The organism is Microbacterium paraoxydans (assembly GCF_900105335.1).
GTDB lineage: Bacteria > Actinomycetota > Actinomycetes > Actinomycetales > Microbacteriaceae > Microbacterium > Microbacterium paraoxydans.
This window is the reverse complement of record NZ_LT629770.1, coordinates 3,150,493-3,175,862: the sequence shown is the minus strand read 5'-3', so window position 1 is coordinate 3,175,862 and position 25,370 is coordinate 3,150,493. Positions and strand designations below refer to the sequence as shown.

At 69.7% G+C, this 25,370-nt stretch carries 20 protein-coding genes and 2 riboswitches; of the genes, 7 read left to right on the top strand and 13 right to left on the bottom strand.

Going from position 1 to position 25,370, the window contains the following annotated elements:
- From BLU02_RS15490 to BLU02_RS15435, 12 genes are all read right to left on the bottom strand, one after another.
- On the bottom strand, positions 1 to 1,674 hold the full coding sequence (locus BLU02_RS15490; RefSeq protein WP_060922738.1) for a dipeptide ABC transporter ATP-binding protein: 1,674 nt from the start codon (positions 1,672 to 1,674) through the stop codon (positions 1 to 3).
- The gene (locus tag BLU02_RS15485; RefSeq protein ID WP_060922737.1) at positions 1,671 to 2,615 is read right to left on the bottom strand and encodes an ABC transporter permease; all 945 of its coding nucleotides are present in this window, start codon (positions 2,613 to 2,615) and stop codon (positions 1,671 to 1,673) included. Before BLU02_RS15485 ends, BLU02_RS15490 begins: the two co-directional genes overlap by 4 nt.
- Entirely contained in the window at positions 2,608 to 3,534 is a 927-nt protein-coding gene (locus BLU02_RS15480; protein ID WP_060922736.1) for an ABC transporter permease, read from the bottom strand. The genes BLU02_RS15485 and BLU02_RS15480 overlap by 8 nt, the downstream gene beginning before the upstream one ends.
- 101 nt (positions 3,535 to 3,635) lie before the next feature.
- Positions 3,636 to 5,270: a peptide ABC transporter substrate-binding protein gene (locus BLU02_RS15475; RefSeq protein ID WP_060922735.1), complete on the bottom strand. Its 1,635-nt coding sequence runs from the start codon at positions 5,268 to 5,270 to the stop codon at positions 3,636 to 3,638.
- Positions 5,271 to 5,485: 215 nt separating this feature from the next.
- Complete coding sequence (gene gcvP / locus BLU02_RS15470) at positions 5,486 to 8,326, bottom strand: aminomethyl-transferring glycine dehydrogenase (RefSeq protein WP_231919691.1); 2,841 nt, start codon at positions 8,324 to 8,326, stop codon at positions 5,486 to 5,488.
- A gap of 61 nt (positions 8,327 to 8,387) precedes the next feature.
- Positions 8,388 to 8,765, bottom strand: coding sequence for a glycine cleavage system protein GcvH (gene gcvH / locus BLU02_RS15465; protein WP_060923660.1), 378 nt, complete (start codon positions 8,763 to 8,765; stop codon positions 8,388 to 8,390).
- A complete protein-coding gene (gcvT, locus tag BLU02_RS15460) occupies positions 8,762 to 9,877 on the bottom strand; it encodes a glycine cleavage system aminomethyltransferase GcvT (protein ID WP_083371043.1) in 1,116 nt (371 codons plus the stop codon). The genes gcvH and gcvT overlap by 4 nt, the downstream gene beginning before the upstream one ends.
- 51 nt (positions 9,878 to 9,928) lie before the next feature.
- Positions 9,929 to 10,025: riboswitch (glycine riboswitch) on the bottom strand.
- 1 nt (position 10,026) lies between these two features.
- A riboswitch (glycine riboswitch) is annotated at positions 10,027 to 10,121 on the bottom strand.
- 49 nt (positions 10,122 to 10,170) lie between these two features.
- The gene (locus BLU02_RS15455) at positions 10,171 to 11,028 is read right to left on the bottom strand and encodes an ABC transporter ATP-binding protein (protein WP_060923230.1); all 858 of its coding nucleotides are present in this window, start codon (positions 11,026 to 11,028) and stop codon (positions 10,171 to 10,173) included.
- Positions 11,025 to 11,879, bottom strand: coding sequence for an ABC transporter ATP-binding protein (locus tag BLU02_RS15450; RefSeq protein WP_060923231.1), 855 nt, complete (start codon positions 11,877 to 11,879; stop codon positions 11,025 to 11,027). The genes BLU02_RS15455 and BLU02_RS15450 overlap by 4 nt, the downstream gene beginning before the upstream one ends.
- Positions 11,876 to 12,856 (bottom strand): ABC transporter permease, encoded by a 981-nt coding sequence (locus BLU02_RS15445; RefSeq protein WP_060923232.1) that lies wholly within the window; start codon positions 12,854 to 12,856, stop codon positions 11,876 to 11,878. The genes BLU02_RS15450 and BLU02_RS15445 overlap by 4 nt, the downstream gene beginning before the upstream one ends.
- A complete protein-coding gene (locus BLU02_RS15440; RefSeq protein ID WP_060923233.1) occupies positions 12,849 to 13,844 on the bottom strand; it encodes an ABC transporter permease in 996 nt (331 codons plus the stop codon). Before BLU02_RS15440 ends, BLU02_RS15445 begins: the two co-directional genes overlap by 8 nt.
- Before the next feature lie 43 nt (positions 13,845 to 13,887).
- Positions 13,888 to 15,585 (bottom strand): ABC transporter substrate-binding protein, encoded by a 1,698-nt coding sequence (locus tag BLU02_RS15435; RefSeq protein WP_060923234.1) that lies wholly within the window; start codon positions 15,583 to 15,585, stop codon positions 13,888 to 13,890.
- A gap of 265 nt (positions 15,586 to 15,850) precedes the next feature.
- Between BLU02_RS15435 and BLU02_RS15430 the strand changes: the two genes are divergently transcribed.
- Genes BLU02_RS15430 through BLU02_RS15400 form a run of 7 tightly spaced genes read left to right on the top strand, consistent with a single transcriptional unit; the run spans position 15,851 to position 23,181 of the window.
- Complete coding sequence (locus tag BLU02_RS15430; RefSeq protein ID WP_060923235.1) at positions 15,851 to 16,567, top strand: NUDIX hydrolase; 717 nt, start codon at positions 15,851 to 15,853, stop codon at positions 16,565 to 16,567.
- Complete coding sequence (nadA, locus tag BLU02_RS15425; RefSeq protein ID WP_060923236.1) at positions 16,564 to 17,901, top strand: quinolinate synthase NadA; 1,338 nt, start codon at positions 16,564 to 16,566, stop codon at positions 17,899 to 17,901. The genes BLU02_RS15430 and nadA overlap by 4 nt, the downstream gene beginning before the upstream one ends.
- Positions 17,898 to 19,421 carry an L-aspartate oxidase gene (gene nadB / locus BLU02_RS15420; protein WP_083371042.1) on the top strand — a complete coding sequence of 508 codons (1,524 nt, stop codon included), beginning with the start codon at positions 17,898 to 17,900 and terminating at the stop codon, positions 19,419 to 19,421. Before nadA ends, nadB begins: the two co-directional genes overlap by 4 nt.
- Positions 19,421 to 20,272 (top strand): carboxylating nicotinate-nucleotide diphosphorylase, encoded by an 852-nt coding sequence (gene nadC, locus BLU02_RS15415; protein WP_060923567.1) that lies wholly within the window; start codon positions 19,421 to 19,423, stop codon positions 20,270 to 20,272. The genes nadB and nadC overlap by 1 nt, the downstream gene beginning before the upstream one ends.
- A 5-nt stretch (positions 20,273 to 20,277) precedes the next feature.
- Positions 20,278 to 21,414, top strand: a complete 1,137-nt coding sequence (locus tag BLU02_RS15410; RefSeq protein ID WP_060923566.1) for a cysteine desulfurase family protein — start codon at positions 20,278 to 20,280, stop codon at positions 21,412 to 21,414.
- A gap of 23 nt (positions 21,415 to 21,437) precedes the next feature.
- Positions 21,438 to 22,385 (top strand): glycosyltransferase family 2 protein, encoded by a 948-nt coding sequence (locus BLU02_RS15405; RefSeq protein ID WP_060923565.1) that lies wholly within the window; start codon positions 21,438 to 21,440, stop codon positions 22,383 to 22,385.
- 22 nt (positions 22,386 to 22,407) lie between these two features.
- Positions 22,408 to 23,181 carry an SDR family NAD(P)-dependent oxidoreductase gene (locus BLU02_RS15400; protein ID WP_060923051.1) on the top strand — a complete coding sequence of 258 codons (774 nt, stop codon included), beginning with the start codon at positions 22,408 to 22,410 and terminating at the stop codon, positions 23,179 to 23,181.
- A 12-nt stretch (positions 23,182 to 23,193) separates the two neighbouring features.
- On the opposite strand, the gene BLU02_RS15395 is transcribed toward BLU02_RS15400, so the two are convergent.
- Positions 23,194 to 25,269 carry an ABC transporter ATP-binding protein gene (locus BLU02_RS15395; protein ID WP_060923052.1) on the bottom strand — a complete coding sequence of 692 codons (2,076 nt, stop codon included), beginning with the start codon at positions 25,267 to 25,269 and terminating at the stop codon, positions 23,194 to 23,196.
- Positions 25,270 to 25,370 lie beyond the last annotated feature (101 nt).

Genomic DNA, 25,370 nt, shown 5'->3' with positions numbered 1-25,370 from the left:
TCAGCGGCCGCCGAGCGGGATCGAGGCACCGGGGATCGCCTGCAGCAGACGATCCGTGTACTCCTCCTGCGGGTTCGCGAAGATCTCGTCGACCGTCCCCTGCTCGACGACCTTGCCCTTCTCCATGACGCAGACCAGGTCGCTGGAGACCCGGACGACCGCGAGGTCGTGCGTGATGAAGAGATAGGTGAGGTCGAGCTCGGACTGCAGGTCGGCGAGGAGCTTCAGGATCTGGTCCTGCACGAGCACGTCGAGCGCCGACACCGCCTCATCGAGGACGATGATGTCGGGCTTGAGCGCCAGCGCACGCGCGATCGCGACACGCTGACGCTGTCCGCCGGAGAGCTCGTTCGGATAGCGCGTGGCCAGCGCCTGCGGCAGGGCGACCTGCTCCAGGAGCTCTTCCACGCGAGCCCGATGCGAGGCCCGGTCGCCGACGCCGTGGATCTGCAGCGGCTCCGCGATGGTGTTGCCGATGTTCCGCAGCGGATCCAAGGATCCGTAGGGATCCTGGAACACCGGCTGCATGCGCCGGCGGAGTCCGAACGACTGCGCGTTCGACAGATGGGACACGTCCTGCCCGTCGATCTCGATCGTCCCGCTCGTCGGCTCCTCCAGCTTGAGGACCATCTTCGCGACCGTGGACTTCCCCGAACCTGACTCGCCGACGAGCGCCAGCGTCTTTCCGCGCGGGATCTCGAACGACACGTCGTCCACCGCCCGGAACGCCTCGCTGCGGAAGTTGCCCTGCCGGATCTTGTAGTCCTTGGTCAGGCCGGTCACGCGGACCGTCGGCGGGATGTCAGCCAGGTCGTCGAGCGTCTCGATGCCCCGGTCTTCCACGACCGCCTGGATCCGCTGCGAGGCGACGCTGGGCGCCGCGGCGACCAGTCGCTTCGTGTACGGGTGCTGCGGGTTCTCCAGGATCTGCCGGCTGGGGCCCGCCTCGACGATGTTGCCGCCGTTCATGACGATGATCTTCTCGGCGCGTTCGGCCGCGAGTCCCAGGTCGTGCGTGATCAGCAGCACCGAGGTGCCCTTGTCGCGCGTAAGCGACGCCATGTGGTCGAGGATGACCCGCTGCACCGTCACGTCGAGAGCCGAGGTCGGCTCGTCGGCGATGAGGAGCTTCGGATCGGCCGCGAGGCCGATCCCGATCAGCGCCCGCTGGCGCATTCCGCCGGAGAACTGGTGCGGATACTGGTGCAGGCGACGCTCGGCATCCGCCAGCCCGGCCTGCTGCAGTACCTCGATCGTCCGCGCCTTCGCCGCGGCGCGCCCCTGGGCGACGCCGTTCGCGCGGACGGCCTCCTTCACCTGGAAGCCGATGCTCCACACGGGGTTCAGGCTCGACATCGGGTCCTGCGGGACGAAGCCGATGTCTCGACCGCGCACCGCCTCCATGTCGCGCCGGCTCAGCCCGGTCAGCGGGCGTCCCTCCAGCGTGATGGACCCGCCCGTGATCGTTCCCGTGCCCGGGAGCAGGTCGACGATGGCGGTCGCCGTGGTCGACTTGCCCGAGCCGGACTCGCCGACGATGGCGACCGTCTCACCGGGCATCACATCGAACGTGATCCCGTGCAGGACCTCGCGCATCCCGCCCTGGGTGCGGAACGCGACGGTGAGGTCGCGCACGCTCAGCAGCGGCATCTGTGGGGTGGTGCGGTCGCTCATCGGCGAGCCCTCGCCTTCGGGTCGAGGGCGTCTCGGATGAGCTCGCCCAGGGTGACGAACGCGAGCACCGCGAGGGTGAGCGCGAGCGCCGGATAGATGAGGGACATCGGAGCGACGCGGAGCGAAGCCTGTGCCCTGGCGATGTCATTACCCCACGACATGACCTCGCTGCCGAGCCCGACCCCGAGGAACGACAATGTCGACTCCGCGACGATCGCCGCCGCCAGGCCGAGCGTCGACACGACCAGCAAAGGTGCGATCGCGTTCGGAACGACATGGCTAAGGAGCACTCGGAACTTCGATTGCCCCAGTGCCCGAGAGGCCATGACGAAGTCCGCCTGCCGCACGCGGAGGATCTCCGCCCTGACGACTCGCGCCGTCGAGGCCCACGCGAACCCGCCGATGGCGAGAGCCAGCGTCCAGACCGAGCGCGCGTCCTTCAGCACCGTCATCACGACCACGGCGGCGAGGATGTAGGGGATCGCGAAGAAGATGTCGCCGACGCGGGACAGGACCGAGTCCAGCCAGCCGCCGTAGAAACCTGCCAGGGCTCCCATGATGAGTCCGAGGATCGAGGAGATCACGGTGGCGATGAGGCCCACCGCCAGCGAAGTCTGCGATCCCCACACGATCCGCGCGTAGATGTCGCACCCTTGGAATGTGAATCCGAGCGGGTGGCCTTCCGTCGGGCCTCCGTTGCTGTTGGAGAGCTGGCAGTCGCTGTTCGGCGGGGTCGACGTGAACAGCGTCGGCCAGAGGGCCATGAGAAGGAACACCAACGCCAAAACCACCGAGAACCAGAAGAGCGGACGGCGGCGCACGTCGCGCCACGCATCGCGCCAGAGATTGCTCGGCTTGTCGGAAATTCGGACGGCATCGACGTTGATGGACTCCGTCTCGACAGGGGCTACGAAGTGTTTCTGGGTCGTGGGATCAGACATATCGAATCCTTGGGTCGAGCAGACCATAGAGCAGGTCGATGAGCAGGTTCACCAAGACGTACAGGATGACGAAGACCGTGACGAACGAGACGACCGTCGGGCCCTCCCCCCGTCGGATCGCTTCGAAGAGGGTGTTGCCGACACCCGGCACGTTGAAGATGCCCTCCGTGACGGTGGCCCCCACGAGAAGGACGCCGAAGTTGGTGGCCGAGTTGGTGATGACGGGAATGAGGGAGTTTCGCAGCACGTGGACGGGGAGCACGCGATTCCGCGAGAGCCCCTTGCCGTACGCAGTACGCACCCAGTCCTGATTAAGGGTGTCGATGACGGAGCTCCGCATCAGCCGCATACTCACGGCGTAGAGGCTGAACCCGAGCACGAGGGCAGGGAGCCAGAGTCCGCCCCAGTCGTTGTCCGCTCCGACCGTGGGCTTGAACCACCCGAGTCGGATGGCGAGGAAGTACTGTGCCAAGAAGGCGACCACGAAGATCGGGATGGCGATCGCGACGAGCGCCACCATGAGGGAGACGTTGTCGAAGAGCTTGCCCTTCCGCAGAGCGGAGATCGTGCCGATGACGATGGCGAGTACGAACTCGATGCCGATGGCCATGACGGCCAGGCGTCCCGTCACGGGCAAGGTCGCCGCCAGGACCGCAGACACCGGGCGACCGGAGTACGTGGTCCCGAGGTCACCCTGGAGCACCCCGGTGATGTAGTACCAGTACTGGACGAGGAACGGGTCGTTCAGGTGGTACTGCTCACGGAGCTGCTCGATGACAGCCGGGTTCGGGGTCTTGTCGCCGAAGAGGGCGAGAATGGGGTCGCCGGGCATGGCGAACACCAGGAAATAGATGAGCAGGGTGGCTCCGAAGAAGACCGGGATCACCTGCAGAAGACGTCTCAGAATGTAACCGAGCATCCGCTTGTCCCTTCTCTGAGGGGCAAAGAAAGCGAGCCGAACACAGCCTGTGAGGCGGTGACGAAGATCGCCACCGCCTCACAGGTGAAGTGCCGTCAGACTTACTCGCCGGCCTTCGTGATCTCGTAGTAGAGCGGAACCGAGTTCCAGCCGAACGTCACGTTGTCGACGTTCTCGCTGTAACCACCGGTCACGTTCGAGTACCAGAGCGGGATCGCCGGAAGATCCTTGAACAGGACTTCCTGAGCCTTGGTGAAGTCCTCGAGCTGAGCGTCCGGGTCAGGGTTGCTGATACCGGCCTTGATGAGCTCATCGAACTCCGGGCTCGTGTAGTCGCCGTCGTTAGAGCTGGCGCCGGTCGCGTAGAGCGGGCCGAGGAAGTTGTACAGACCCGGATAGTCCGCCTGCCAGCCGGAGCGCGCCGCCGTGGTGATGGTGCGGTCGTTCACCTTGGTGCGCAGGTCCTGGAAGGTCGGGTACGGGTCGCCGGACGCCTCGATACCGAGCGTGTTCTTGATGCTGTTGCTGACCGCATCGACCCACGCGTCGTGTCCGCCGTCGGCGTTGTAGGCGATCTTGAAGTCACCCTCCCACGGCGAGATGGCGTCGGCCTCTGCCCAGAGTTCCTTCGCCTTCTCCGGGTCGTAGTCCAGAACCTCGTTGCCGGGGACGTCCTCCGACCAGCCTGCGATCACCGGCGACGTGAAGTCGGCAGCCGGGGTGCGCGTTCCCGAGAAGATCGTCTCGGTGATCTCTTCCCGGTTGATGGCCATCGAGATCGCCTGACGACGCAGCTTGCCCTCTTCGCCGCTGAAGTGCGGGAGGAACTGGCCGATCGTGAAGGACTGGAAGACGGCGGAAGGCTGGTTCACCGCGCGGTCGCCGAGCTCGTCGGTGAACACCGGAAGCGAGTTGGTCGGGATCGCATCGATCACGTCGACCTCGTTTCCGAGGAGGTCAGCGTACGCGGACTCCTGGGTCGCGTAGAACTTGATGGTCAGGCCGCCGTTCTTCGCCTGGCGTCCACCCTCGTAGTCGTCGTTGCGGACCAGGTCGATCTGCACGTCGTGCTGCCAGGCGTCGTCACCGTCGATCATGTACGGGCCGTTGCCGATGGGGTTCTGTCCGAAGGCGTCCATGTCCTCGAACGCGACATCGGGCAGCGGGTAGTACGCCGAGTACCCCAGGCGCAGAGCGAAGTCCGAGGCGGGCTTGTTCAGCGCGATGGTGAACGTGTAGTCGTCGACCTGCTCGAGACCGGTGAGCTCGGTGTCCTCCTCGTAGCTGAAGCCCTCGATGTCCTCGAAGAAGTAGCCGGACAGGTGGGCGTTCGATGCCTTCGCACCCTCGTTCCACGCCTTGATGAAGTTGTCGGCCGTGACCTCCTCACCGTTGGTGAAGGTCTGCCCCTTCTTCAGCTTGATCGTGAGGTGCTGAGGGTCGTCGGTGACAATCTCCTCGGCCATGTCGTTGACCGGCTTGCCCTCGGCGTCGTAGTAGACGAGTCCGGCGAAAATCTCGTCGAGGATCTTGCCGCCGCCGACCTCGTTGGTGTTGGTCGGGATGAGCGGGTTCTCCGGCTCGGAGCCGTTCGTGGTGATGATGGCGTCGGCATCCGCGTTCGCGTCGCTTCCTCCGTCACTCGTGTTGCCGCCGCCGCTGGCGCAGCCTGCCAGGGTCAGGGCGCCGATCACGAACAGTGCGCTGCCCGCGAGGGCGATCTTGTTGCGCTTCACTTTTGTCCTCCTGTGGACGTGGGAATTCTGCGCGGCTCATCATCGAGCGCGCAGGGATACCTGAGCGTAACCCGGGGGTCGCGAGTCCAGGACGTTCGGCTAACGAACTGTTACTGAGTGGTGACCATCTGTCACATGACGGAAACATGGCGTAACGCGAACGGCGCCGCGCCGCCGGGAGGCGGGCGCGACGCCGTTCGTCGTGCGGGTCCGTGTCAGGCGAAGGCCTCGATCGGCGGGCAGGCGCAGACGAGGTTGCGGTCGCCGTACGCCTGGTCGATCCGGCGGACCGGCGGCCAGTACTTCGCCGCCACCAGCGAGCGCACCGGGTAAGCGGCCTCCTCGCGGGTGTAGGCGTGCGCCCACTCCCCCGCGATGAGCGAGACGGCGGTGTGCGGGGCGTGCACGAGCGGGTTGTCATCCGCGGGCCAGCGCCCCGCGGCGACGGCGTCCGCCTCGGCCTTGATCATGATCATGGCCTCGATGAACCGCTCGATCTCGTCGAGGTCCTCCGACTCGGTGGGCTCCACCATGAGGGTGCCCGCGACCGGGAACGACATGGTCGGCGCGTGGAACCCGTAGTCGATCAGGCGCTTGGCGACGTCGTCGACGGAGATGCCGGTGGCCTCCTTGAGCGGACGCAGGTCGAGGATGCACTCGTGCGCGACCCGTCCGTTCTCCCCCGTGTAGAGCACCGGGAAGTGCCCGCCGAGGCGCTCGGCGATGTAGTTCGCCGAGAGGACCGCCGCGGCGGTCGCGCGCCGGAGGCCCTCGGCGCCCATCATGCGCACGTACGCCCACGAGATCGGGAGGATGCCCGCAGAGCCGTACGGGGCCGCGGAGATCACCGCGCCCTCGAACGTGTGGCCGCCGAAATGCTCGGCGCGCTGCGCGAGCGGGTGCGACGGCAGGTACGGCGCGAGGTGCGCCTTCGCCGCGACCGGACCGATGCCAGGGCCGCCGCCGCCGTGCGGGATGGCGAAGGTCTTGTGCAGGTTGAGGTGCGAGACGTCGCCGCCGAGGTCGCCGAATCGCGCGTAGCCGAGGAGCGCGTTGAGGTTCGCGCCGTCGACGTACACCTGACCGCCGGCCGCGTGCACCGCCCCGGTGATCTCCACGACCTGCTCCTCGTACACGCCGTGCGTGGACGGGTACGTGATCATCAGCGCCGCCAGGTCGTCGGCGTGCTGGGCGATCTTCGCGCGGAGGTCGTCCAGGTCGACGTTGCCGAGCGCGTCGCTCGCCACCACGACGACCTTCATGCCGGCGAGCACAGCGGAGGCCGCGTTCGTGCCGTGGGCGGAGGACGGGATGAGGCACACGATGCGGTGGTCGTCGCCGTTCGCGCGGTGGTAGCCGCGGATCGCGAGGAGGCCCGCCAGCTCCCCCTGCGAGCCGGCGTTCGGCTGCAGCGACACCGCGTCGTACCCGGTGATCTCGGCGAGCCAGCCCTCGAGCTGATCGATGAGCTCCAGGTAGCCGCGGACGTCGGCCTCCGGGGCGAACGGGTGGATTCCCGCGAACTCCGGCCACGTGATGGCGGCCATCTCCGTGGCGGCGTTGAGCTTCATCGTGCACGAGCCGAGCGGGATCATGCCGCGGTCGAGGGCGTAGTCCCGGTCGGACAGGCTCTTCAGATACCGCATCATGGCGGTCTCGCTGCGGTGGCTGTGGAACACCGGGTGCGTGAGGTACTCGTCTTCGCGGCGGAGGGCGTCCGGCAGCGCGTCCGCGTCGCCGAGGCCGAAGCCGAAGGCGCGCTCCTGCTTCCCGCCGAAGACCTGCGCGACCTGGTGCAGCTCGGCCACCGTGGTCGTCTCGTCGACCGCGATGCCGATCGTGTCGGCGTCGGCGACCCGCAGGAGGATGCCGTAGCCGCCTCGCGCCTGGTCGGCGTACTCCGCCGCCCGGCCCGGGACGCGCACGGTCAGCGTGTCGAAGAAGTGCTCATGGACGACCTCGGCGCCGGCCTCGACGAGCCAGTCGCGCAGCAGGGCCGCCTTGGCGGCGACGTCGCGGGCGATCTCGCGAAGCCCGTCCGGGCCGTGATAGACCGCGTACATCGACGCCATCACGGCGAGGAGCACCTGGGCGGTGCAGATGTTCGACGTCGCCTTCTCGCGGCGGATGTGCTGCTCCCGGGTCTGCAGCGAGAGACGGTAGGCCGGCTTGCCTTCGGCGTCGACGGAGACGCCGACGAGGCGTCCGGGCAGCTGCCGCTCCAGGCCTGCGCGCACGGCCATGTAGCCGGCGTGCGGGCCGCCGAAGCCCATCGGCACGCCGAAGCGCTGCGTCGTGCCCACGGCCACGTCGGCCCCGAGGGTGCCGGGCGCGGTGAGGAGCGTCAGCGCGAGCAGGTCGGCGGCCGCGACGGCGAGCGCGCCGGCGACGTGCGCGGCGTCGAACACCGCGGACGGATCCCATACGCGGCCCGAAGCCCCCGGATACTGCACGAAAACGCCGAAGAGCTCGGCGGGGAGCTCCTCCCCCGCCGCGAAGTCGACCGTGACGAGCTCGATGCCGAGCGCCTCGGCCCGGGACGCGAGCATGGCCTTCGTCTGCGGCAGCGCATCCGCGTCCACCGCGAAGACGTTCGAGGAGGTCTTCGCGGCCCGGCGCGCGAGCAGCATCGCCTCCACGACCGCGGTGGACTCGTCGAGCATCGACGCGTTCGCGGTGGTGAGGCCGGTGAGCTCGGACACCATCGTCTGGAAGTTGATCAGCGCTTCGAGGCGCCCCTGCGAGATCTCGGGCTGGTACGGCGTGTAGGCCGTGTACCAGGACGGGTTCTCGAGGACGTTGCGCTGGATGACCTGCGGCGTGACGGTGCCGTAGTATCCGAGGCCGATCATCGAGCGGTTCACCGTGTTCCGCGCGGCGAGGGCACGCAGCTCGGCCAGCGCCTCCGTCTCCGACGCGGCGACCGGGATGCGGGAGTCGGCGACCGCGTCCTCCGGTCCCGTGTAGATCGAGGCGGGGACGGCCTGACGCATGAGTTCCTCGACCGGGCTCAGCGTCCCGCTGTCGACGGAACCGAGACCCAGCGCGTCGAGCATCGTGCGCTGGGCGGCCTCGGTCGGTCCGATGTGACGATCGGCGAATGCAACCACTTCCGGATCAGCCCTCCGTGAGTGCGACGTAGGCGTCGCGGTCCAGCAGTCCGTCCAGCGCGCCGGCGGCGACGGACACCTTGAGCAGCCAGCCGCCCTCGAACGGCTCGGCGTTGACGAGCGAGGGGTCGTCGACGACGGCGTCGTTGATCTCGACGACCGTGCCGGCGACCGGGGCGTAGAGCTCCCCGACCGACTTGGTGGACTCGATCTCGCCGACGACGGAGCCGGCGGTCAGCTCGGTGCCGACGGCGGGGAGCTCGACGAAGACGACATCCCCCAGCTTCTCGGCGGCGTAGTCGGTGATGCCGATCGTCACGGTGTCGCCGTCACCGGCGATCCATTCGTGCTCGTCGGTGTAGCGGAGTGCGCTGAGGTCGGTCATTTTGTCCTCCGGTAGAAAGGCAGGGCGGTCACGGTCGCGGGGATACGGGTCCCCCGCACATCAAGGAATACTGCGGTTCCCTCTTCCGCGGAAGAAGGGTCGACGTACGCCATCGCGATGGGATGGCCGAGCGTCGGGCTCAGGGCGCCGCTGGTGATCTCGCCGATCGGAGAGCCGTCGGCGTCGACGACCGCATAGCCGGCGCGGCCGGCGCGTCGCCCCTCCGCCGTCAGGCCGACGAGGATGCGGGCGTCGTCGGCCGGCGCCGGTGCGTCCTTGCCGACGAAACGCTCCTTCGCGGCGACCACGACCCGGCCGAGGCCGGCCTGGGCGGGTGCGGTGTCGAGGCTGAGCTCATGCCCGTAGAGCGGCATGCCCGCCTCCAGGCGGAGGGTGTCGCGCGCGGCGAGGCCGGCGGGGACGAGCCCGTGCGGCGCGCCGGCGTCGAGGACGGCGTCCCACAGTGCGGTCGCGTGGGCGGCCGGGACGAGGAGCTCGAAGCCGTCCTCCCCGGTGTAGCCGGTGCGGGCGAGGAGCAGCGGCTCCCCGGCGAACGACGCGGTCGCCCACGCGTAGTACTTCTGCTCTGCCCAGGGGACGCTGACGTCGGCGATGCCCGCCGTCGCGGCGAGGATCTCCTCGGCCCGCGGGCCCTGCACGGCGATCAGCGCGTAGTCGTCCGAGACGTCGGCGACCTCCACGGGGCCCGCGTCCGCGTCCGCGACCCGCGCGGTGAGTGCCTGACGCACCGCGTCGCGGTTGCCCGCGTTGGAGATGATGAGGAAGTCGTCGTCGGCCAGGCGGTAGACGATCACATCGTCGACGATGCCGCCCTCGGGCGTCAGCAGCAGGGAGTACTTCGCCTTGCCGACCGCGAGAGCCGACAGCCGCCCGGCGAGGGCGTAGTCGAGGAAGGCCGCCGCGCCGGTGCCGCGGACCGTGAACTCGGCCATGTGCGAGATGTCGAAGACGCCCGCCGCCTGCCGCACCGCGTGGTGCTCGGCGAGGTCGGACGTGTAGCGCACCGGCATCTGCCAGCCGCCGAAATCGGTGAAGGAGGCGCCGAGCGCCTCATGGCGCTCGCGCAACGGGGTGTAGCGGGGGTCGGACATGGAGTTCTCCCGGGCTGGGTCGGGCGGGACGACGACGTCGTCCCTGGGAACTCCCCCTCTGTCATGGGCCTGAGAGCTTCGCCCGCGCGAGCGCAGGGCTTTCACCGTCGGCGGATCCCCCGGTGCTCGGGATCGCTTTTCAGAGCGGCCGGACCTCCGCGGTACGCGTACCTGAGAGATTGGCGGGGAGGCTTGCTCCTTCGGTGCCCGGCTGCGTGCGCCGGGGCTCTCCCGCGTCGGTCGTTCGGCCTGTCTTCGATTGTGGGTTCAGTCTAGCGGTCTCCCCCGCCCGCTCAGGAGCCCAGCGCGAGCTCCGCTCTGACCTCGTCACGGAGCCTGCCGAGGTTCTCCGGTTCGGGGGCCGCCGCCAGAAGCGTCCTCGTGTACTCGTGCTGCGGGTTCAGGATCACCTCGTCGGCCGTTCCCCGCTCCACGACGTCGCCCTGGAAGAGGACCATGATGTCGTCGGAGAAGTGCCGCGCGGTCGCGAGGTCGTGCGTGATGTAGAGGACGCCGAGGTTCTCCTCGCGCTGCAGCTCGGCGAGCAGGTTGAGCACGCCGAGCCGGATCGACACGTCGAGCATCGACACCGGCTCGTCGGCCACGATGAACCGGGCGCCGGGGGCCAGGGCCCGCGCGATCGCCACACGCTGCCGCTGTCCGCCGGAGAGCTCGTGCGGGCGCCGTTCCGCGAAGCTCTCGCCCGGAGTGAGCCGCACGCGCTCCAGCAGCTCGATCGCCCGCGCCCGCACCTCGCGGCTGTCGAGCTTGGGGTGGTGCAACCGGATCGGACGCTCCAGGTGGTGCACGATCGTGTGGAACGGGTTGAGTGAGGCGAACGGGTCCTGGAAGACCATCTGCACGTCCGACCGGTAGCGCTCGAGGCTCGACCCCCGCGTGCCGGACTCCTCACCGTCGAGGAGGATGCTTCCCGAGGTCGGCGTCTCCAGCTTCATCAGCATCCGGGCGATGGTCGACTTGCCCGACCCGGACTCGCCGACGAGCGCCGTGGTCCGCCCGGCCTCCAGCGTGAACGACACGTCCTTCACCGCGTGCAGCACGCTGGTGCGGAACCCCGAGCGCAGGTGGAAGTCCTTCACGAGGTTCCTCGCCTCGAGGGTGCCGCCGCGCCTCGTCCCGTCCACGCTCATCGGATGACCTCCTGGTTCACGCTGCCGCTGCGGACGAAGTCGCCCCGCTCGCCCGTGAGGGACGGGAAGCTCGACAGCAGCCGCTGGGTGTACTCGTGCTGCGGGTTGCGGTAGATCTCGGCCGCGGTGCCCTGCTCGACGATCCGGCCCTGCAGCATGACCGCGATGCGGTCGCTGATCTCGATCAGCATGGGCAGATCGTGCGTGATGAAGATGACGGCGAAGCCGAGCTTCTCGCGCAGGCGCATGATCTCCCGGATGATGCCGCGCTGCACGACCACGTCGAGCGCCGTGGTGGGCTCGTCCATGATCATGACCTGCGGGTCGAGCGCGAGCGCCATCGCGATCATCATGCGCTGGCGCATGCCGCCGGAGAGCTCGTGCGGGAAGCTCGTCAGCCGGCCGGGGTCGACGCCGACGAGCGTGAGCAGCTCCTCCGCGCGCTCCTGCTTGGCCTTCTTCGACATTCCGGGGCGGTGGGTGTCGAAGATGTCGAAGATCTGCGCGCGGACCGAGATGACGGGGTTGAGGGAGTTCATCGCCCCCTGGAAGACCATCGAGATCTTGTCCCAGCGGAAAGCGCGCAGCCCGTCCCCGTCGAGTCCGACGACGTCGATGTCGTGGCCGTCGCGGTCGTGGAACACGATCTCGCCGTCGGTCATCAGCGCCGGCGCCTTGAGCAGCCGGTTCATCCCGTACGCGAGGGTCGTCTTGCCGCAGCCCGACTCCCCCGCGAGTCCGAGGATCTCGCCGCGGTGGAGCGTCAGCGAAACGTCGCGGACGGCTTTGACGGGCGGGTCGACCTCGTACTCGATCGAGACGTTCCTGGCGGTGAGCACGGCGTCGCTCATGCGGTGACCCCCTTCTCCTTCGCGGCCTTGCGCAGACGACGGGCCGCATCGGGCGCGTTGCGCAGCTTCGGGTTGATGACCTCGTCGATGGCGAAGTTGATCAGCGCGAGTCCCGCGCCGAGGATCGCGATCATGATGCCCGGCGGCACGAACCACCACCAGGCACCGCGACCGAGGGCCTGACCGGACTGGGCGTCGTTGAGGATCGAGCCCCAGGTGATCGAGGAGTTCGGACCGAGACCGAGATACGACAGCCCCGCCTCGCCGAGGATGGCGAAGATGATCGCGAAGAGGAACTGCGCGGTCAGCAGCGGGAGCAGGTTCGGCATGATCTCGACGAGGATCACCCGGAGGGACTTCTCCCCCGCCACCTTCGACGCGTACACGTAATCGCGGGTGCGGAGCGAGCGGGTCTGCAGCCGCAGCACGTACGCCGCTCCGGCCCAGGAGGTGATGCCCAGGACGAAGGCCACGAGCTGCCAGCTGCGCTGCGGCACGAACGACGCGATCACCATGACCAGCGGCAGTCCGGGGATCACGATCATGACGTTCGTCAGGAGAGCGAGGACGTCCTCCCGCCAGCCGCCGAGGTACCCGGCCAGGACACCGAAGAGGAGCGAGAGCACGATGGCGATGCCGCCGGCCGTGACGCCGATGAGCAGCGACCCCTGCGCCCCGACGGCGAGCTGAGCGAGCACGTCGTTGCCGAGCTTGGTCGTGCCCAGCCAGTGCTCCGCCGAGGGCGCGGCGAGGGCGGGGTTGTCGGTGCTGCGCGGGTTCTGCGTGAAGAACGGCGCGATGATCGCGAAGAGCACGATGGCGAGCACGAGGACGGACCCGACGATGAACTTCGGCGACGTGCTGGGCAGGATCCGGCGGCGCCGGCGCTCCTGACGCTGCGTGGCCAGGGCGACGGTGCCCTCGGGGGCGACGGTGGGAGGCTCCTCCACGAGGAGCGGGTTCTTCGTGTCAGACATTCTGGCGAGCCCTCGGGTCGATGAAGCCATAGACGAGGTCCATGAAGAAGTTGGCGACGAGCACCGTGAGGGTGATCACGAGGAACAGTCCCTGCATCAGCGCGTAGTCGTTGTTGGTGACGGCCTGGAACATGAGCTTGCCGACGCCCGGGTAGGTGAAAACCTGCTCCATGACGATGGAGCCGGCCACGACGAACCCGAGGGTGATCGAGAAGCCCGCGATCGACGGGATGGCCGCGTTGCGGGCCGCGTACGTCGTCATGATGCGCCGCGGCCGCAGTCCCTTGGCCTCAGCGGTGAGGACGTAGTCCTCGGCGAGCGTGGAGACCATCATGTTGCGCATGCCGAACATCCAGCCCCCCACGGAGCTGATCACGATCGTGATCGCGGGAAGGAGCGAGTGCGCCACGGCGTCGGTGAAGAACGCCCACGTCGGTTCCGGGCCCTCCGGGAAGTCGAAGACGTCGTAGCCGCCGAACATCGGGAACCAGCCGAGCCCGACCGCGAAGACGGCGATCAGGACGAGCGCGAGCCAGAAGTACGGGATGGACTGCAGCACGGTGGTTGCCGGGATCAGGTGGTCGACCCAGGTACCGCGCTTCCACCCGGCCCAGGCGCCGAGCACGACGCCGAGCAGGAAGGAGATGACCGTCGCGGTGCCGACGAGCACCAGCGTCCAGGGCAGGGCGCCGGCGATCAGCTCGGCCACCGGGGTGGGGAACTTGGTCACCGACACCCCGAGATCGCCTCGGAGCATGCGTCCCCAGTAGGCGAGGTACTGCTCCCAGAGGGACGCATCGTCGCCGCCGAGCAGGAGCTTGATGTTGCGGATGGTGGTCTCGGAGACCTCTCCGCCGGCCCGCTGCATCTTGGCGATCATGATGTCGGCGGGATCCCCCGGCATGAGCCGGGGAAGCAGGAAGTTGATGGAGATCGCAGCCCACAGCGTGAACGCGTAGAACCCGATCCTTCGTGCATAGAACTTCATGTCACTCGTCCTGACTTCCTGCTTCCCCTGCTCCTCTCGTCACTCAGCCGGCGGGCTTGATCTGCGTCAGCACGTATCCGGCAGCGATGGCGCCCCAGGACGGCGGGAACGCGTAGAGGTTCTCCTCGGTCGGCCAGCCGGTGTAGTCCTTCGTGTTGTAGAAGGTCTGCGTGGCGTTGATCACGAGCGGGATGTAGGGCACGTCGTTGACGATCGCGTCCTGGATGGTGGCGTAGAGCTCCTTGCGCTCGGCCTCGTCCTCGGTGCTGATGGCCTGCTGGATGGCCGCATCGACGGTGGGGTTGTTGTAGCGGCTGAAGTTCCAGCGCCCCGGGGGGATCTCGGTGCCGACCGGGCTGGTGGACTGCACCTCGGTGCCGCCGAACCAGTCGCGGTAGATCTGGAACGGGTCGGCGATGGTCGTGCCGACCACGCCGCCGACGATCAGCTGGAACTCGCCGGACTGGCGGGCGTCGACGAACTCCTGCCACTGCACGGTCGACGCGGTGATCTTGATGCCCGCGGCCTCGGCCTGCTCGGCGATGAGCTTCGCGGCGTCGTTGTAGTCCGTCCAGCCGTCGACCGAGATCAGGCTGAGCTCGACGGGAGCGCCGTCCTTCTCGTAGATGCCCGACGAGCCCTTGGTGTAGCCGGCGGCCTCGAGGATGGACGCGGCCTCCTCGACATTGGCCTCCTGCGGGCTGACCTCGTACGCGTCGTCCGTGAGCCACTTCTCATCGCGCGGGAGCAGCGTGTAGGCGGGCGAGACGTCGGCGGTGAGACCGACGAACGCCTTGTCCTTGATGGTGGCCCGGTCGACGGCGACGTTCAGCGCCTGCCGGACGGCCACGTCCGTCTGCGGACCCGTGCAGCCGAGCTCGGCGTTCGAGCACGTGTAGAGCACCGTCGGGTCCTGCGGAGTGTTGATCCACTCGATCTTGCCGTTGGCGGTCGCGTCATCCGGGTTCGGGATGAACATGCCGGTCCAGTCGAGCTCGCCCGCCGTCACGAGATCCTGCGCGGTCTGGTTGTTGTCGACCGCGATGTACTGGACCTTCTTGATGGCCAGCTCGTCGGCACCGCGGTAGTTCTCGTTGGCGACCAGCGTGTAGGACTCGCTCGTGGTCTTGTCCACGACGTACGGGCCCGACCCGACCGGCTCCTCGTTCGTGAAGTTCGCGAAGTCGTCGACGTCCTTCCAGATGTGCTCGGGGAGGATGTAGCTCGAGCCCATCCGCTGGAACTCCGTGGTGTACTGCGCGATGCCGTAGGTGAGCACGACCGTGGTGTCGTCGGTGGCCTCCGCGGAGACCAGCTGATTGCCCTCGGGGTTGTTCGCCTCGTACAGGAAGGTGAAGGCCACGTCCGCGGCCGTGAGCGGCTCGCCGTCGCTCCACTTCAAGTCGGGCTTGATCTTCACCGTGATCTGCGTGCCGTCCTCGTTGTACTCGAAGGACTCGCCGATGAGGCCGATGGGCTCCTCGTCCTTGGTCTTGTTGTAGAAGAACAGGGGCTCGTAGATCGGGCCGAGTGCGCCATGGAGCACGTTCGGGGCGAAGGGGTTGTAGTTCGTGGTGATCGGCGTCGTGCTGCCGGCCCAGACGCGGAGGGCGCGGTCGCTGGACGCGTCGCCGCCTCCGTCATCGCTACCGCCGCCGCCGCAGGCCGTCAGGCCCAGGACGAGGACCGAGGCCCCCGCGACCGCCGTGAGCGCGATCTTGCGCTTTCCGTTACGGATCATTCTTCATTTCCTCTCGGTGCTGCACTGCAGGAGGGATTCTCCGGTTGGAGCCGAACCCCGGGCGGGGTTCACGGGAACCCCGGGAGGCGGCCGGTGGCCACTCTCGAAGGGGTTTGTTAGGACAGTAACCTAACAAACCCACCCCGGGGGGACAAGCCTTCCCGCGGGGAGGAGATAACGTTTCGGACTCGACGCGTTCGTTCGTCATCTGCGCGCACTAAAGGTCCCGATGACACTAAGATCGAATCCGGAGGTTAAGGTGCCAATGACTCGAAGTGCGGACATCCGCGTCGCCGTCTCGACGGTGATCCTCACGCTGCGCCGCGGTGACGATGGTCCGCCCGTGCTCGCGCTCCCCCTCGTCCGCCGCACCCGCGAGCCGTTCGCGGAGCGGTGGGCACTCCCCGGCGGGTGGCTCACCCCCGAGGAGTCGCCGGTCGATGCCGCGGCCCGCACGCTCGCCGAGACGACCGGCCTCGCCCCCACCTACCTGGAGCAGCTCTACGCCTTCGGCGCCGTCGACCGCTCCCCCACGCGGGTCGTCTCGATCGTGTACTGGGCCCTGCTCCGCCAGGACGATGTCGAGGCCCAGATCACCGCGCACCGGGCCTCGGGCCGCGCGCCGGAGAACGTGGAATGGTTCGCTGCCGACGACCTGCCGGCGCTCGCCTTCGATCATCGCGAGATCATCGAGTACGCGCTCTGGCGCCTGCGGAACAAGGTCGGATACAGCCGTGTGGCCCAGGGCTTCCTGCCCGCCGAGTTCACGCTCGCCGAGCTCCGGGAAGCCTACGAGTCGATCCTGGGGCGCGCGCTCGACCCCGCGAACTTCCGGCGGCAGGTCGAGTCCGCCGGCAACCTGACCCGCACCGACCGCTTCCGGACGGGCAGTCATCGCCCGGCCCGCCTGTACCGCGACGACACCGATCTCGAGCTGGCCGACCGCGGTCCGCTCCGCCCCGAGGAAACGAGAACCCGATGAGCATCACCTTCGTCCCGACGCCCGCAGTCCCCCCTGCGGACCCGTCCGTCGACCACGCGATCCAGGCCATCGTCGGCGGGGTCTCCACCGACGCCACCTGCACGACCGACCTCGCCGTCGGCCCCTGGGATTTCGACACACGCCCCGGCTACGGACCCGGCTCCTCCATGGGTGATGTCATCCCCACCGGGGCTCCCCGGCAGGGAGAGCTCCCCGGGGCATACCGCGAGGCCGGCGAGGCGGAGCTCCACCGACGCATCGAGGCGGCGAAGGCCACGCTCGGAGACAGGGTGGTGATCCTCGGGCACTTCTATCAGCGCGAGGAGGTGGTGGCCCATGCGGACGAGGTGGGCGACTCGTTCCAGCTCGCCACCGCCGCCACGATGCGGCCGGATGCGGAGGCGATCGTCTTCTGCGGTGTGCACTTCATGGCCGAGACCGCCGACCTCCTCTCCCAGCCCGACCAGGCGGTGATCCTGCCGAACCTCGCCGCGGGGTGCTCGATGGCGGATATGGCCGACATCGACCAGGTCGAGGAGTGCTGGGAGCAGCTCGCCGACGTGCTGGGCGACCTCGACACCCCGGACGCCGACGGCCGCGTGCCGGTGATCCCCGTCACCTACATGAACTCCTCAGCGGCGATCAAGGGCTTCGTCGGGCGACACGGCGGCATCGTGTGCACCTCGTCCAACGCCGCCACGGTACTGGAGTGGGCGTTCGCCCGCGGCCGCCGGGTGCTCTTCTTCCCCGATCAGCATCTGGGACGCAACACCGCGAAGGCCATGGGGGTGCCCCTCGACCGGATGCCGATGTGGAACCCGCGGCGAGCGCTGGGCGGCTCCACCGCGGAGGAGCTCGTCGACGCGCAGGTGATCCTCTGGCACGGGTTCTGCTCCGTGCACCGGCGCTTCACCGTGGCACAGATCGACCAGGCTCGGGCCGAGCACCCGGGAGTCCGCGTGATCGTGCACCCGGAGTGCCCGATGGAGGTCGTCGACGCGGCCGACGAGGCGGGCTCCACCGAGTACATCCGCCGCGCCATCGCCGAGGCGACGGAGCCGACGACCTTCGCCGTCGGTACCGAGATCAACCTCGTGCGCCGCCTGGCCGCGCAGTACCCGCAGCACCGGATCTTCTGCCTCGACCCGGTCGTCTGCCCGTGCTCGACCATGTACCGCATCCACCCGGGCTACCTCGCGTGGGTCCTGGAGGAGCTGGTCGCCGGCCGCACACCGAACCGCATCACGGTCTCCCCCGATGTCGCCGACCCGGCTCGCCTCGCGCTCGAGCGGATGCTGGCCGCCAAGCCGCCGGTGGCCGCCGGGGCACGATGAACGTCGTCGTCGTCGGCTCCGGCATCGCCGGCCTCACCGCCGCGCTGCACGCTCACGAGGCCGGGCACACGGTGACAGTCGTGACGAAGGGCGACCTCGGGGGCGGATGCACGCCTCTCGCGCAGGGCGGTGTGGCCGGCAGCTACGGGCCGGGAGATGGACCGGCCACGCACGCCGCCGACACGATCAGCGCCGGAGGGGGTCTGTGCGATCCGGCCGCGGTCGACGCGCTCGTGGCGGACGGCGCGGCCCGGAGCGCCGAGCTCCTCGCCCGCGGCGTCGCCTTCGACCGGACTCCGGGCGGCGCTCTCGCCCGCGGGCGCGAGGCGGCGCATACTCATGCCCGCATCCTGCACGCCGGAGGCGACGCCACCGGCGCCGCGATCTCCGCGGCGCTATGCGCCGCCGTTCGCCGTGCGTCCATCGCCGTCTGCGAGGGGACGATGCTCCTCGACCTCGTCGTCGAGGAGCAACGGGTCCGTGGGATCACGGTCTTCCGCGACGGGGACACGGCCGAGATCCGGGCCGACGCCGTGATCCTCGCGACGGGCGGGGCGGGGCAGCTCTACGCGCACACGACCAACCCGGCGGAGGCGACCGGCGATGGCATCGCGGCGGCCCTGCGCGCTGGCGCCGCCGTCGCCGACCTGGAGTTCGTGCAGTTCCACCCGACCGCGCTTCCCGGCACCCCGGTCTTCCTGCTCTCCGAAGCCATCCGCGGCGAGGGTGCCGTGCTCCGCGACTACGAAGGGCGACGGTTCGTGTTCGACAGCCACCCGGACGGGGAGCTCGCGCCGAGGGATGTCGTCGCGCGAGCCATCGCCCGACAGGCCGCCCGGCAGGGGGCGCCCGTGCACCTCGACGCGACGGCGCTGGGGGCGGACGCGCTCGCCCGCCGCTTTCCCACCATCGACCGGGTGACACGTGCTCGCGGTTTCGACTGGTCCAGGGAGCCGCTGCCGGTGACGCCCGCCGCCCACTACCTCATGGGCGGCGTCGTCACCGATCGCCACGGACGGACCACGATCCCGGGGCTCTACGCCGTCGGTGAGACCGCCCGCACGGGGGTGCACGGTGCCAACCGGCTCGCCTCCAACTCGCTCCTCGAAGGCGCCGTGTTCGGTGCCAGGGCCGCCGCCGCCCTGGACGGATCGTGGGCCACTGCCGTCGACATCACCCCGCGTCCGTCGCCGACCGACTCGGCAGACGCGGATGTCGCACCGGAGCCTCTCCCCCCGTTCGACCGCGCCGGGCTGCAGCGGTTGCTGTGGGACGAGGTCGGCCTGCACCGGACCGGATCGGGCCTGCAGCGCGCGCTCCGGATCGTGCGCGGATGGGCCGTCGAGACGCCTCCCCCCTCCGACGCCCGCGCGCACGAGGACCGGAACCTGCTGCAGGTCGCCGACGCCACCATCCGTGCTGCCCTTGCCCGCCCCGTCTCGGTCGGCGCCCACCACCGCGACGACCCCGTCCCCGCCGAGCCGAGGGCGGAACACGCACCGATCCTGGAGACCGCCTGATGATCACCCGCGCCACCCTGCACCGCGTCGTCGGAGCCGCACTCGAGGAGGACGCCCCGTGGGGCGACCTCACCAGCATCACCCTGCTCCCCGCGGAGACGACGGCCACGGCCGACCTCGTCGCCCGCGAGGACGGGATCTTCAGCGGCGGTGAGGTCTTCGCCACCGCGTTCCTCCTCACCGATCCCGATGTCGTCGTCGACCTGCACGTGGGCGACGGCGATGCCTTCACCGCCTCCGACGTGCTGGCCACCGTGACAGGGCCGGCCCGCACGCTCCTCACCGCCGAGCGTGTCGCCCTGAACTTCGTGCAGCGGATGTCGGGCATCGCGACCCTCACCGCCGCCTATGTCCGCGAAGTGGAGGGGACGCGGGCGCGCATCGCAGACACCCGCAAGACGACGCCAGGACTGCGGGCGTTCGAGCGGCACGCCGTGGTGTCAGGCGGCGGCCGGAACCACCGGTACTCCCTCTCCGACGCGGTCATGGCGAAGGACAACCACCTCGCGGTGCTCCAGCGGTCCGGGCTCGACCTCGCGACGGCTCTTCGCGAGGCACTCTCGCGGCTGCCGCACACCGCCCACGTGGTCGTCGAGGTCGACCGTCTCGACCAGATCCCGGCGGTGCTCGACGGCGGTGCGCACACCGTGCTGCTGGACAACTTCTCCCTCGACGATCTGCGCGCCGGCGTGGCCCTCATCGGCGAGCGCGCCACCGTGGAGGCCTCGGGCGGCGTCGACCTGACCACCGTCCGCGCCATCGCCGACACCGGGGTGGACGTGATCTCGGTCGGAGCCCTCACGCACTCCGCGCGGGCGCTGGACCTCGGACTCGACCTCCGGATCGGTTGAGTCTCGTGCTGTACCTCGATCACGCCGCGACCTCGCCGGTACGCCCCGAGGTACGGGCGGCCATGGAACCCTTCCTCACCGAGGTGTTCGGCAACCCCGCCAGCCACCACACCGCGGGCGAGACGGCAGCGCGCGCGCTGGAGGATGCCCGCGCCAGGGTCGCCCGCGTCTTCGGGGTGCGGGCGGGCGACGTCGTCTTCACCGGCGGCGGCACGGAGGCGAACAACCTCGCCGTGAAGGGGATCACGCTGGCAGCGCTCGCCTCCGGGCGGCGGCGCGTCGTGGTGTCCCCCATCGAGCACGAGTCGATCCGGGAGTCGGCGGCGTACCTCGCGCGCTTCCACGGGGTGACGGTGGCGATGCCCGCGGTGGACGGGACCGGGCGGATCGGGCCGGACGCCCTCGACACGGTGCTCACCGACGACACGGCCATCGTGTCCGTCGGGCACGCGAACAACGAGATCGGCACCGTCCAGGACATCGCCGCGCTCCGCGAGGTCGTCCGCGCCCGCCGCGTGCCCCTCCATGTCGACGCCGTGCAGTCGGCCGGCTGGCTGCCCCTGCATGATCTGGATGCCGAAGCCGTGTCGGTCGCCGGGCACAAGCTCGGCGCTCCCAAAGGGACCGGGGCGCTCGTCGTCCGCGGACGCCTCCCTCTGGAACCGCTCCTGCACGGCGGCGCTCAGGAGCGTGGACGGCGGTCCGGCACCGTCGACGTCGCGGGAGCGGTGGGCCTGGCGACGGCGTTGGAGCTCGCCGAGCGGGAGCGCGAAGACACGGCGACCAGGGTGGCGGCCACGACGACGCGTTTCATCGTCGAGGTGCAGCGACGTGTGCCCGTGGCCGCGCTGACGGGGCATTCCACGCAGCGTCTGCCCGCGACGGCGAGCTTCACGATCTCCGGCGTGAGCGGCGAGGCGGTGCTGCTGGAGCTGGAGCGCCGCGGGGTGATCTCGTCCAGCGGCTCCGCCTGCGCGGCCGGCAGCGACGAGCCCTCCCCCGTGCTGCTCGCGTGCGGCATCGCCCCCGAGGTCGCTCAGACGGCCGTGCGGTTCACCTTCGGGCGCACGGCCCTCCCGGCGGATGCTCCCGAGCGCCTCGCCGCACTGCTCGCGGAGGCGGTCGCCGCCGTCCGCGGCTGACGGACGGCTCTAGACTCGGCGGAGTGACCGCCCCCACCCCGATCGTGACGCTGATCGTGCCAGGACGCGACATCGCCGCGTTCGCCCCCGCCGCCCTCGACTCCCTCCGCGCGCAGACGGACGAGCGGTGGCGTGCCCTCCTCATCGACGACGGCTCCACCGACGACACGGGAGCGATCTTCGCCGACGCCGCCGCGAGGGACGCCCGCTTCACCGTGATCCGGCATGAGACTTCCGTCGGGCTCGGCGCCGCGCGCAATGTCGGCCTCGCGCGGGTCGACACGCCCTTCACCGGTTTCCTCGACGCGGATGACGAGCTGATGCCGGACGCGCTGGCGACGCTCGTGGGCACGCTCGAGCGCACGGGGAGCGACTTCGCCGCCGGCGCCTACGTGCGGCTGCGTCCCCAGGGGCGAGGATACGTGCCCGGCCGCGTGCAGCCGTGGGTGGCCGCGGCGACCTCTCCGGCCCGCCTCGGCACCACTCTGGCGGAGCACCCGCAGGCCGTGTCGAACATCGTCGCGTGGTCCAAGGTGAGCCGCACGGAGATGTGGTCCGACCTGCGGTTCCCCGAAGGGGTGGCCTACGAGGACCAGGTCGTCGCGCAGACGATGTACACCAGGGCACGCGCCTTCGACGTGCTGCCCGACGTCGTGGTGCGCTGGCGCGTCCGAGCGGACGGCACCTCGATCACCCAGAGCAAGGCGCAGCTCCCCGTACTCCGCGACTACCTCGCTGCGCTCCGCGGCGGGATCCGCGTCCTGCAGGAGGCGGGCGCGCATGCCGCCGTGACCGCACGGCTCGACCTCATCCTCGCGATGGACGTCGCTCCGCTCCGGAAGATCGCGGACACCCACCCCGATCCCGCCTATGCGGCGGACGTCTCCGCGTTCCTGGCCGAGCTGCGTGCCCTTCCCGAGTTCGCCGACGCCCGCCCCGACCCCACCCTCGCCGACGCCCTCGCGTGGTGAGCCCCGCCGAAAGGACCCCCGCATGACCGACTACCTCTCCTCGCTCTTCGCACTCGACGGCCGCACCGCGGTCGTGACCGGCGGCAGCTCGGGCATCGGTCGCGGCATCGCGACGGCGCTCGCCCGGGCCGGCGCGGCCACGGTGATCGTCGCCCGCGGCGCTGAGCGCATCGCCGAGACCGTCGAGGAGCTGACCGCGCAGGGGTGCCGGGCCGCGGGCGTGGTCGGCGATCTGAGCACGCGCGAGGGCATCCATGCGGTCGCGGAGGCCGCAGCCATCCCCTTCGGCGAGCCGGACATCCTCGTCAACTCCGCCGGCATCAACATCCGTCCGCCCTACGCCGAGATCACCGAGGCGGACTGGGACGCCACGATGACCGTCAACGCGCTCGCCCCGTTCCTCCTCGGTCAGCGCTGGGCGCAGGGCATGGCGGCGCGCGGCTACGGGCGACTGATCCACATCAGCTCGCAGCAGGCGCACCGGGCATTCGTGGGCAGCGGGGTCTACGGCGCCTCCAAGGGCGCGGTCGAGTCGCTCATGCGCTCGGAGGCCGAGGCCTGGGGCGGTACCGGGGTGACGAGCAACACCCTCGTCCCCGGATTCGTCCTCACGCCCCTGAACGCCCGCCTGCAGGAGGACTCCGCCACGATCGCGGCCCTCGCGGCCCGGACGATGATCGGACGCAACGGCCTCCCGGAGGACTTCGCGGCGGCCGCGGTCTTCCTCGCGGGCCCGGGCTCGGCCTACGTCACCGGCCAGTCGCTGTTCATCGACGGCGGGCTCTCCGTCCACTGAGCCTCGCGGTCGTCACCCGTCGGTCGGGCGCGGCCGCGCATCGGCACTCGATGCCGTCGGCAGCGGGACGCCCGTCGTCAGCGCCACGACGGCATCGGCTGCGGCGGAGTCCTCCGGCTCACGGTCGGCACGGCGCGCGGCGAGACCAGCGTCGACGCCTTCTCCGACGCCCCCGCGGATCGCGGCCTCCTCCTCGGCCTCCGCTTCCATCTCGGCGTCCAGCACGCGCGACGCGGCCACCTGCTGCGCCGCCAGCTCGGCGTAGAGGCCGCCCTGCGCGAGGAGCTCGGCGTGGGTGCCGGACTCCACGATGCGCCCGGCCTCCAGCACATGGATGACGTCCGCTCCCATGACCGTCGACAGGCGGTGCGCGATCGACAGGGTGGTGCGCCCCTTCGCCGCCTCGTCGAGGGCCTCCTGCACCACGCGCTCGGACACGGTGTCCAGGGCGGAGGTCGCCTCGTCGAGCAGGAGCACCGGCGGGTCCTTCAGCAGCACGCGCGCGATGGCGATGCGCTGCTTCTCGCCACCGGAGAGCCGGTACCCGCGCTCCCCCACGACCGTGTCGTAGCCCTTCTCGAAGCCCGCGATGATGTGGTGGATGTTGGCCGCGGTGCAGGCGGCGACCAGCTCCTCGTCCGTCGCATCGGGCTTCGCGTAGCGGAGGTTCTCCCGGATCGTCGCGTGGAACAGGTAGGTCTCCTGGGAGACGATGCCCACATCGTCGATGATCGACTCCTGCGTGAGGGTGCGCACGTCCGCCCCCGCGAACAGCACCGCGCCGCCCTTGGCCTCGTACAGTCGAGGCGCGAGGTAGAGGATCGTGGTCTTGCCCGCGCCGGAGGGGCCGACGAAGGCGACGTGCTGCCCGGGCTCGGCCACGAAGGAGACCCCGTGCAGCGTGGGACGCGAATCGGCCGCGGCATCCGGATACCGGAACACGACGTCCTGGAACTCGATGCGTCCGCGCGGACCCGGCGCCTGCGCCACGGCGATCGCATCGGGGGCGTCGGTGATCTCGGGCACGAGGTCGAGGTACTCGAAGATGCGGGCGAACAGCGCGGACGAGGTCTGCAGGTCGAGCGAGACCCGCATGAGCCCCATGAGCGGCATGAGCAGCCGCGCCTGGACCGTCGTGAAGGCCACGATCGTCCCCGCGGTGATCGCTCCCGTCCCGCCCGCGATGAGGTATCCGGAGACGAGGTAGATGACGGCGGGGACGCTCGCCATGATGACCTGGACGACTGCGAAGAAGCCCTGACCGCTCATGGCCCGGCGCACCTGGAGGCGCACCTGGTTGCGGTTCTCCTGCTGGTAGCGCTCGGACTCGGTGCGCTGGCGGTTGAACGCCTTGGACAGCAGCATGCCCGAGACGCTCAGGGTCTCCTGGGTGATCGAGGTCAGCTCGGACAGCGACTCCTGGGTCTCCCCCGCGATGCGTGCCCGCACCTGTCCCACGCGCCGCTGCACGAGCACGAGGAACGGCATGAGCACGACGGCGATGAGGGTGAGGCGCCAGTCGATGAGGATCATCGCGACGAGCGAGGCGATCACCGTGACGGCGTTGCCGAGGATGCTGGTGACCGTGTTCGTCAGCACGCCGGAGACGCCGCCGACGTCGTTCTGCAGCCGGGACTGGATCACGCCGGTCTTCGTGCGGGTGAAGAAGCCGAGCTCCATGGCCTGCAGGTGCTCGAACAGCCGCACCCGGAGATCGCCCGTGACGCTGTTGCCGACCGTCGCCGTGAGCCAGGTCTGTGCGACTCCGAGGACCGCCGAGAAGAGGAAGAGGCCGACCATCGCGCCGACGAGCACGCCGAGCAGCGAGAGGTGGGGGCCGCCGCCGTCGACGGGGAACAGTGCGTCGTCGAAGATGCGCTGCACGAGGAGCGGCGGGATGACCGCGATGCCCGCGCCGAGCACCACGAGGACACCGGTGAAGAGGATGCGCCACCGGTAGGCGCTGAACAGGGCGACGACCCGGGTGCCGAGTCCGTCGATCTTCGGAGCCTCCGCATTGAGCCGACGCTGGGCGTCCTCGTCCACGCCGCGGAAACCGCCCCGCGGACCACCGCCCATCCCGCCCATGCTCATGGCGCCAGCGTAGTCACCCCCGAGGACACGGGCTCCGTTCCCGCGGCGTTCAGCGATATCCCAGATTTCGGAATGAAATGTCCGCCCCACCCGTT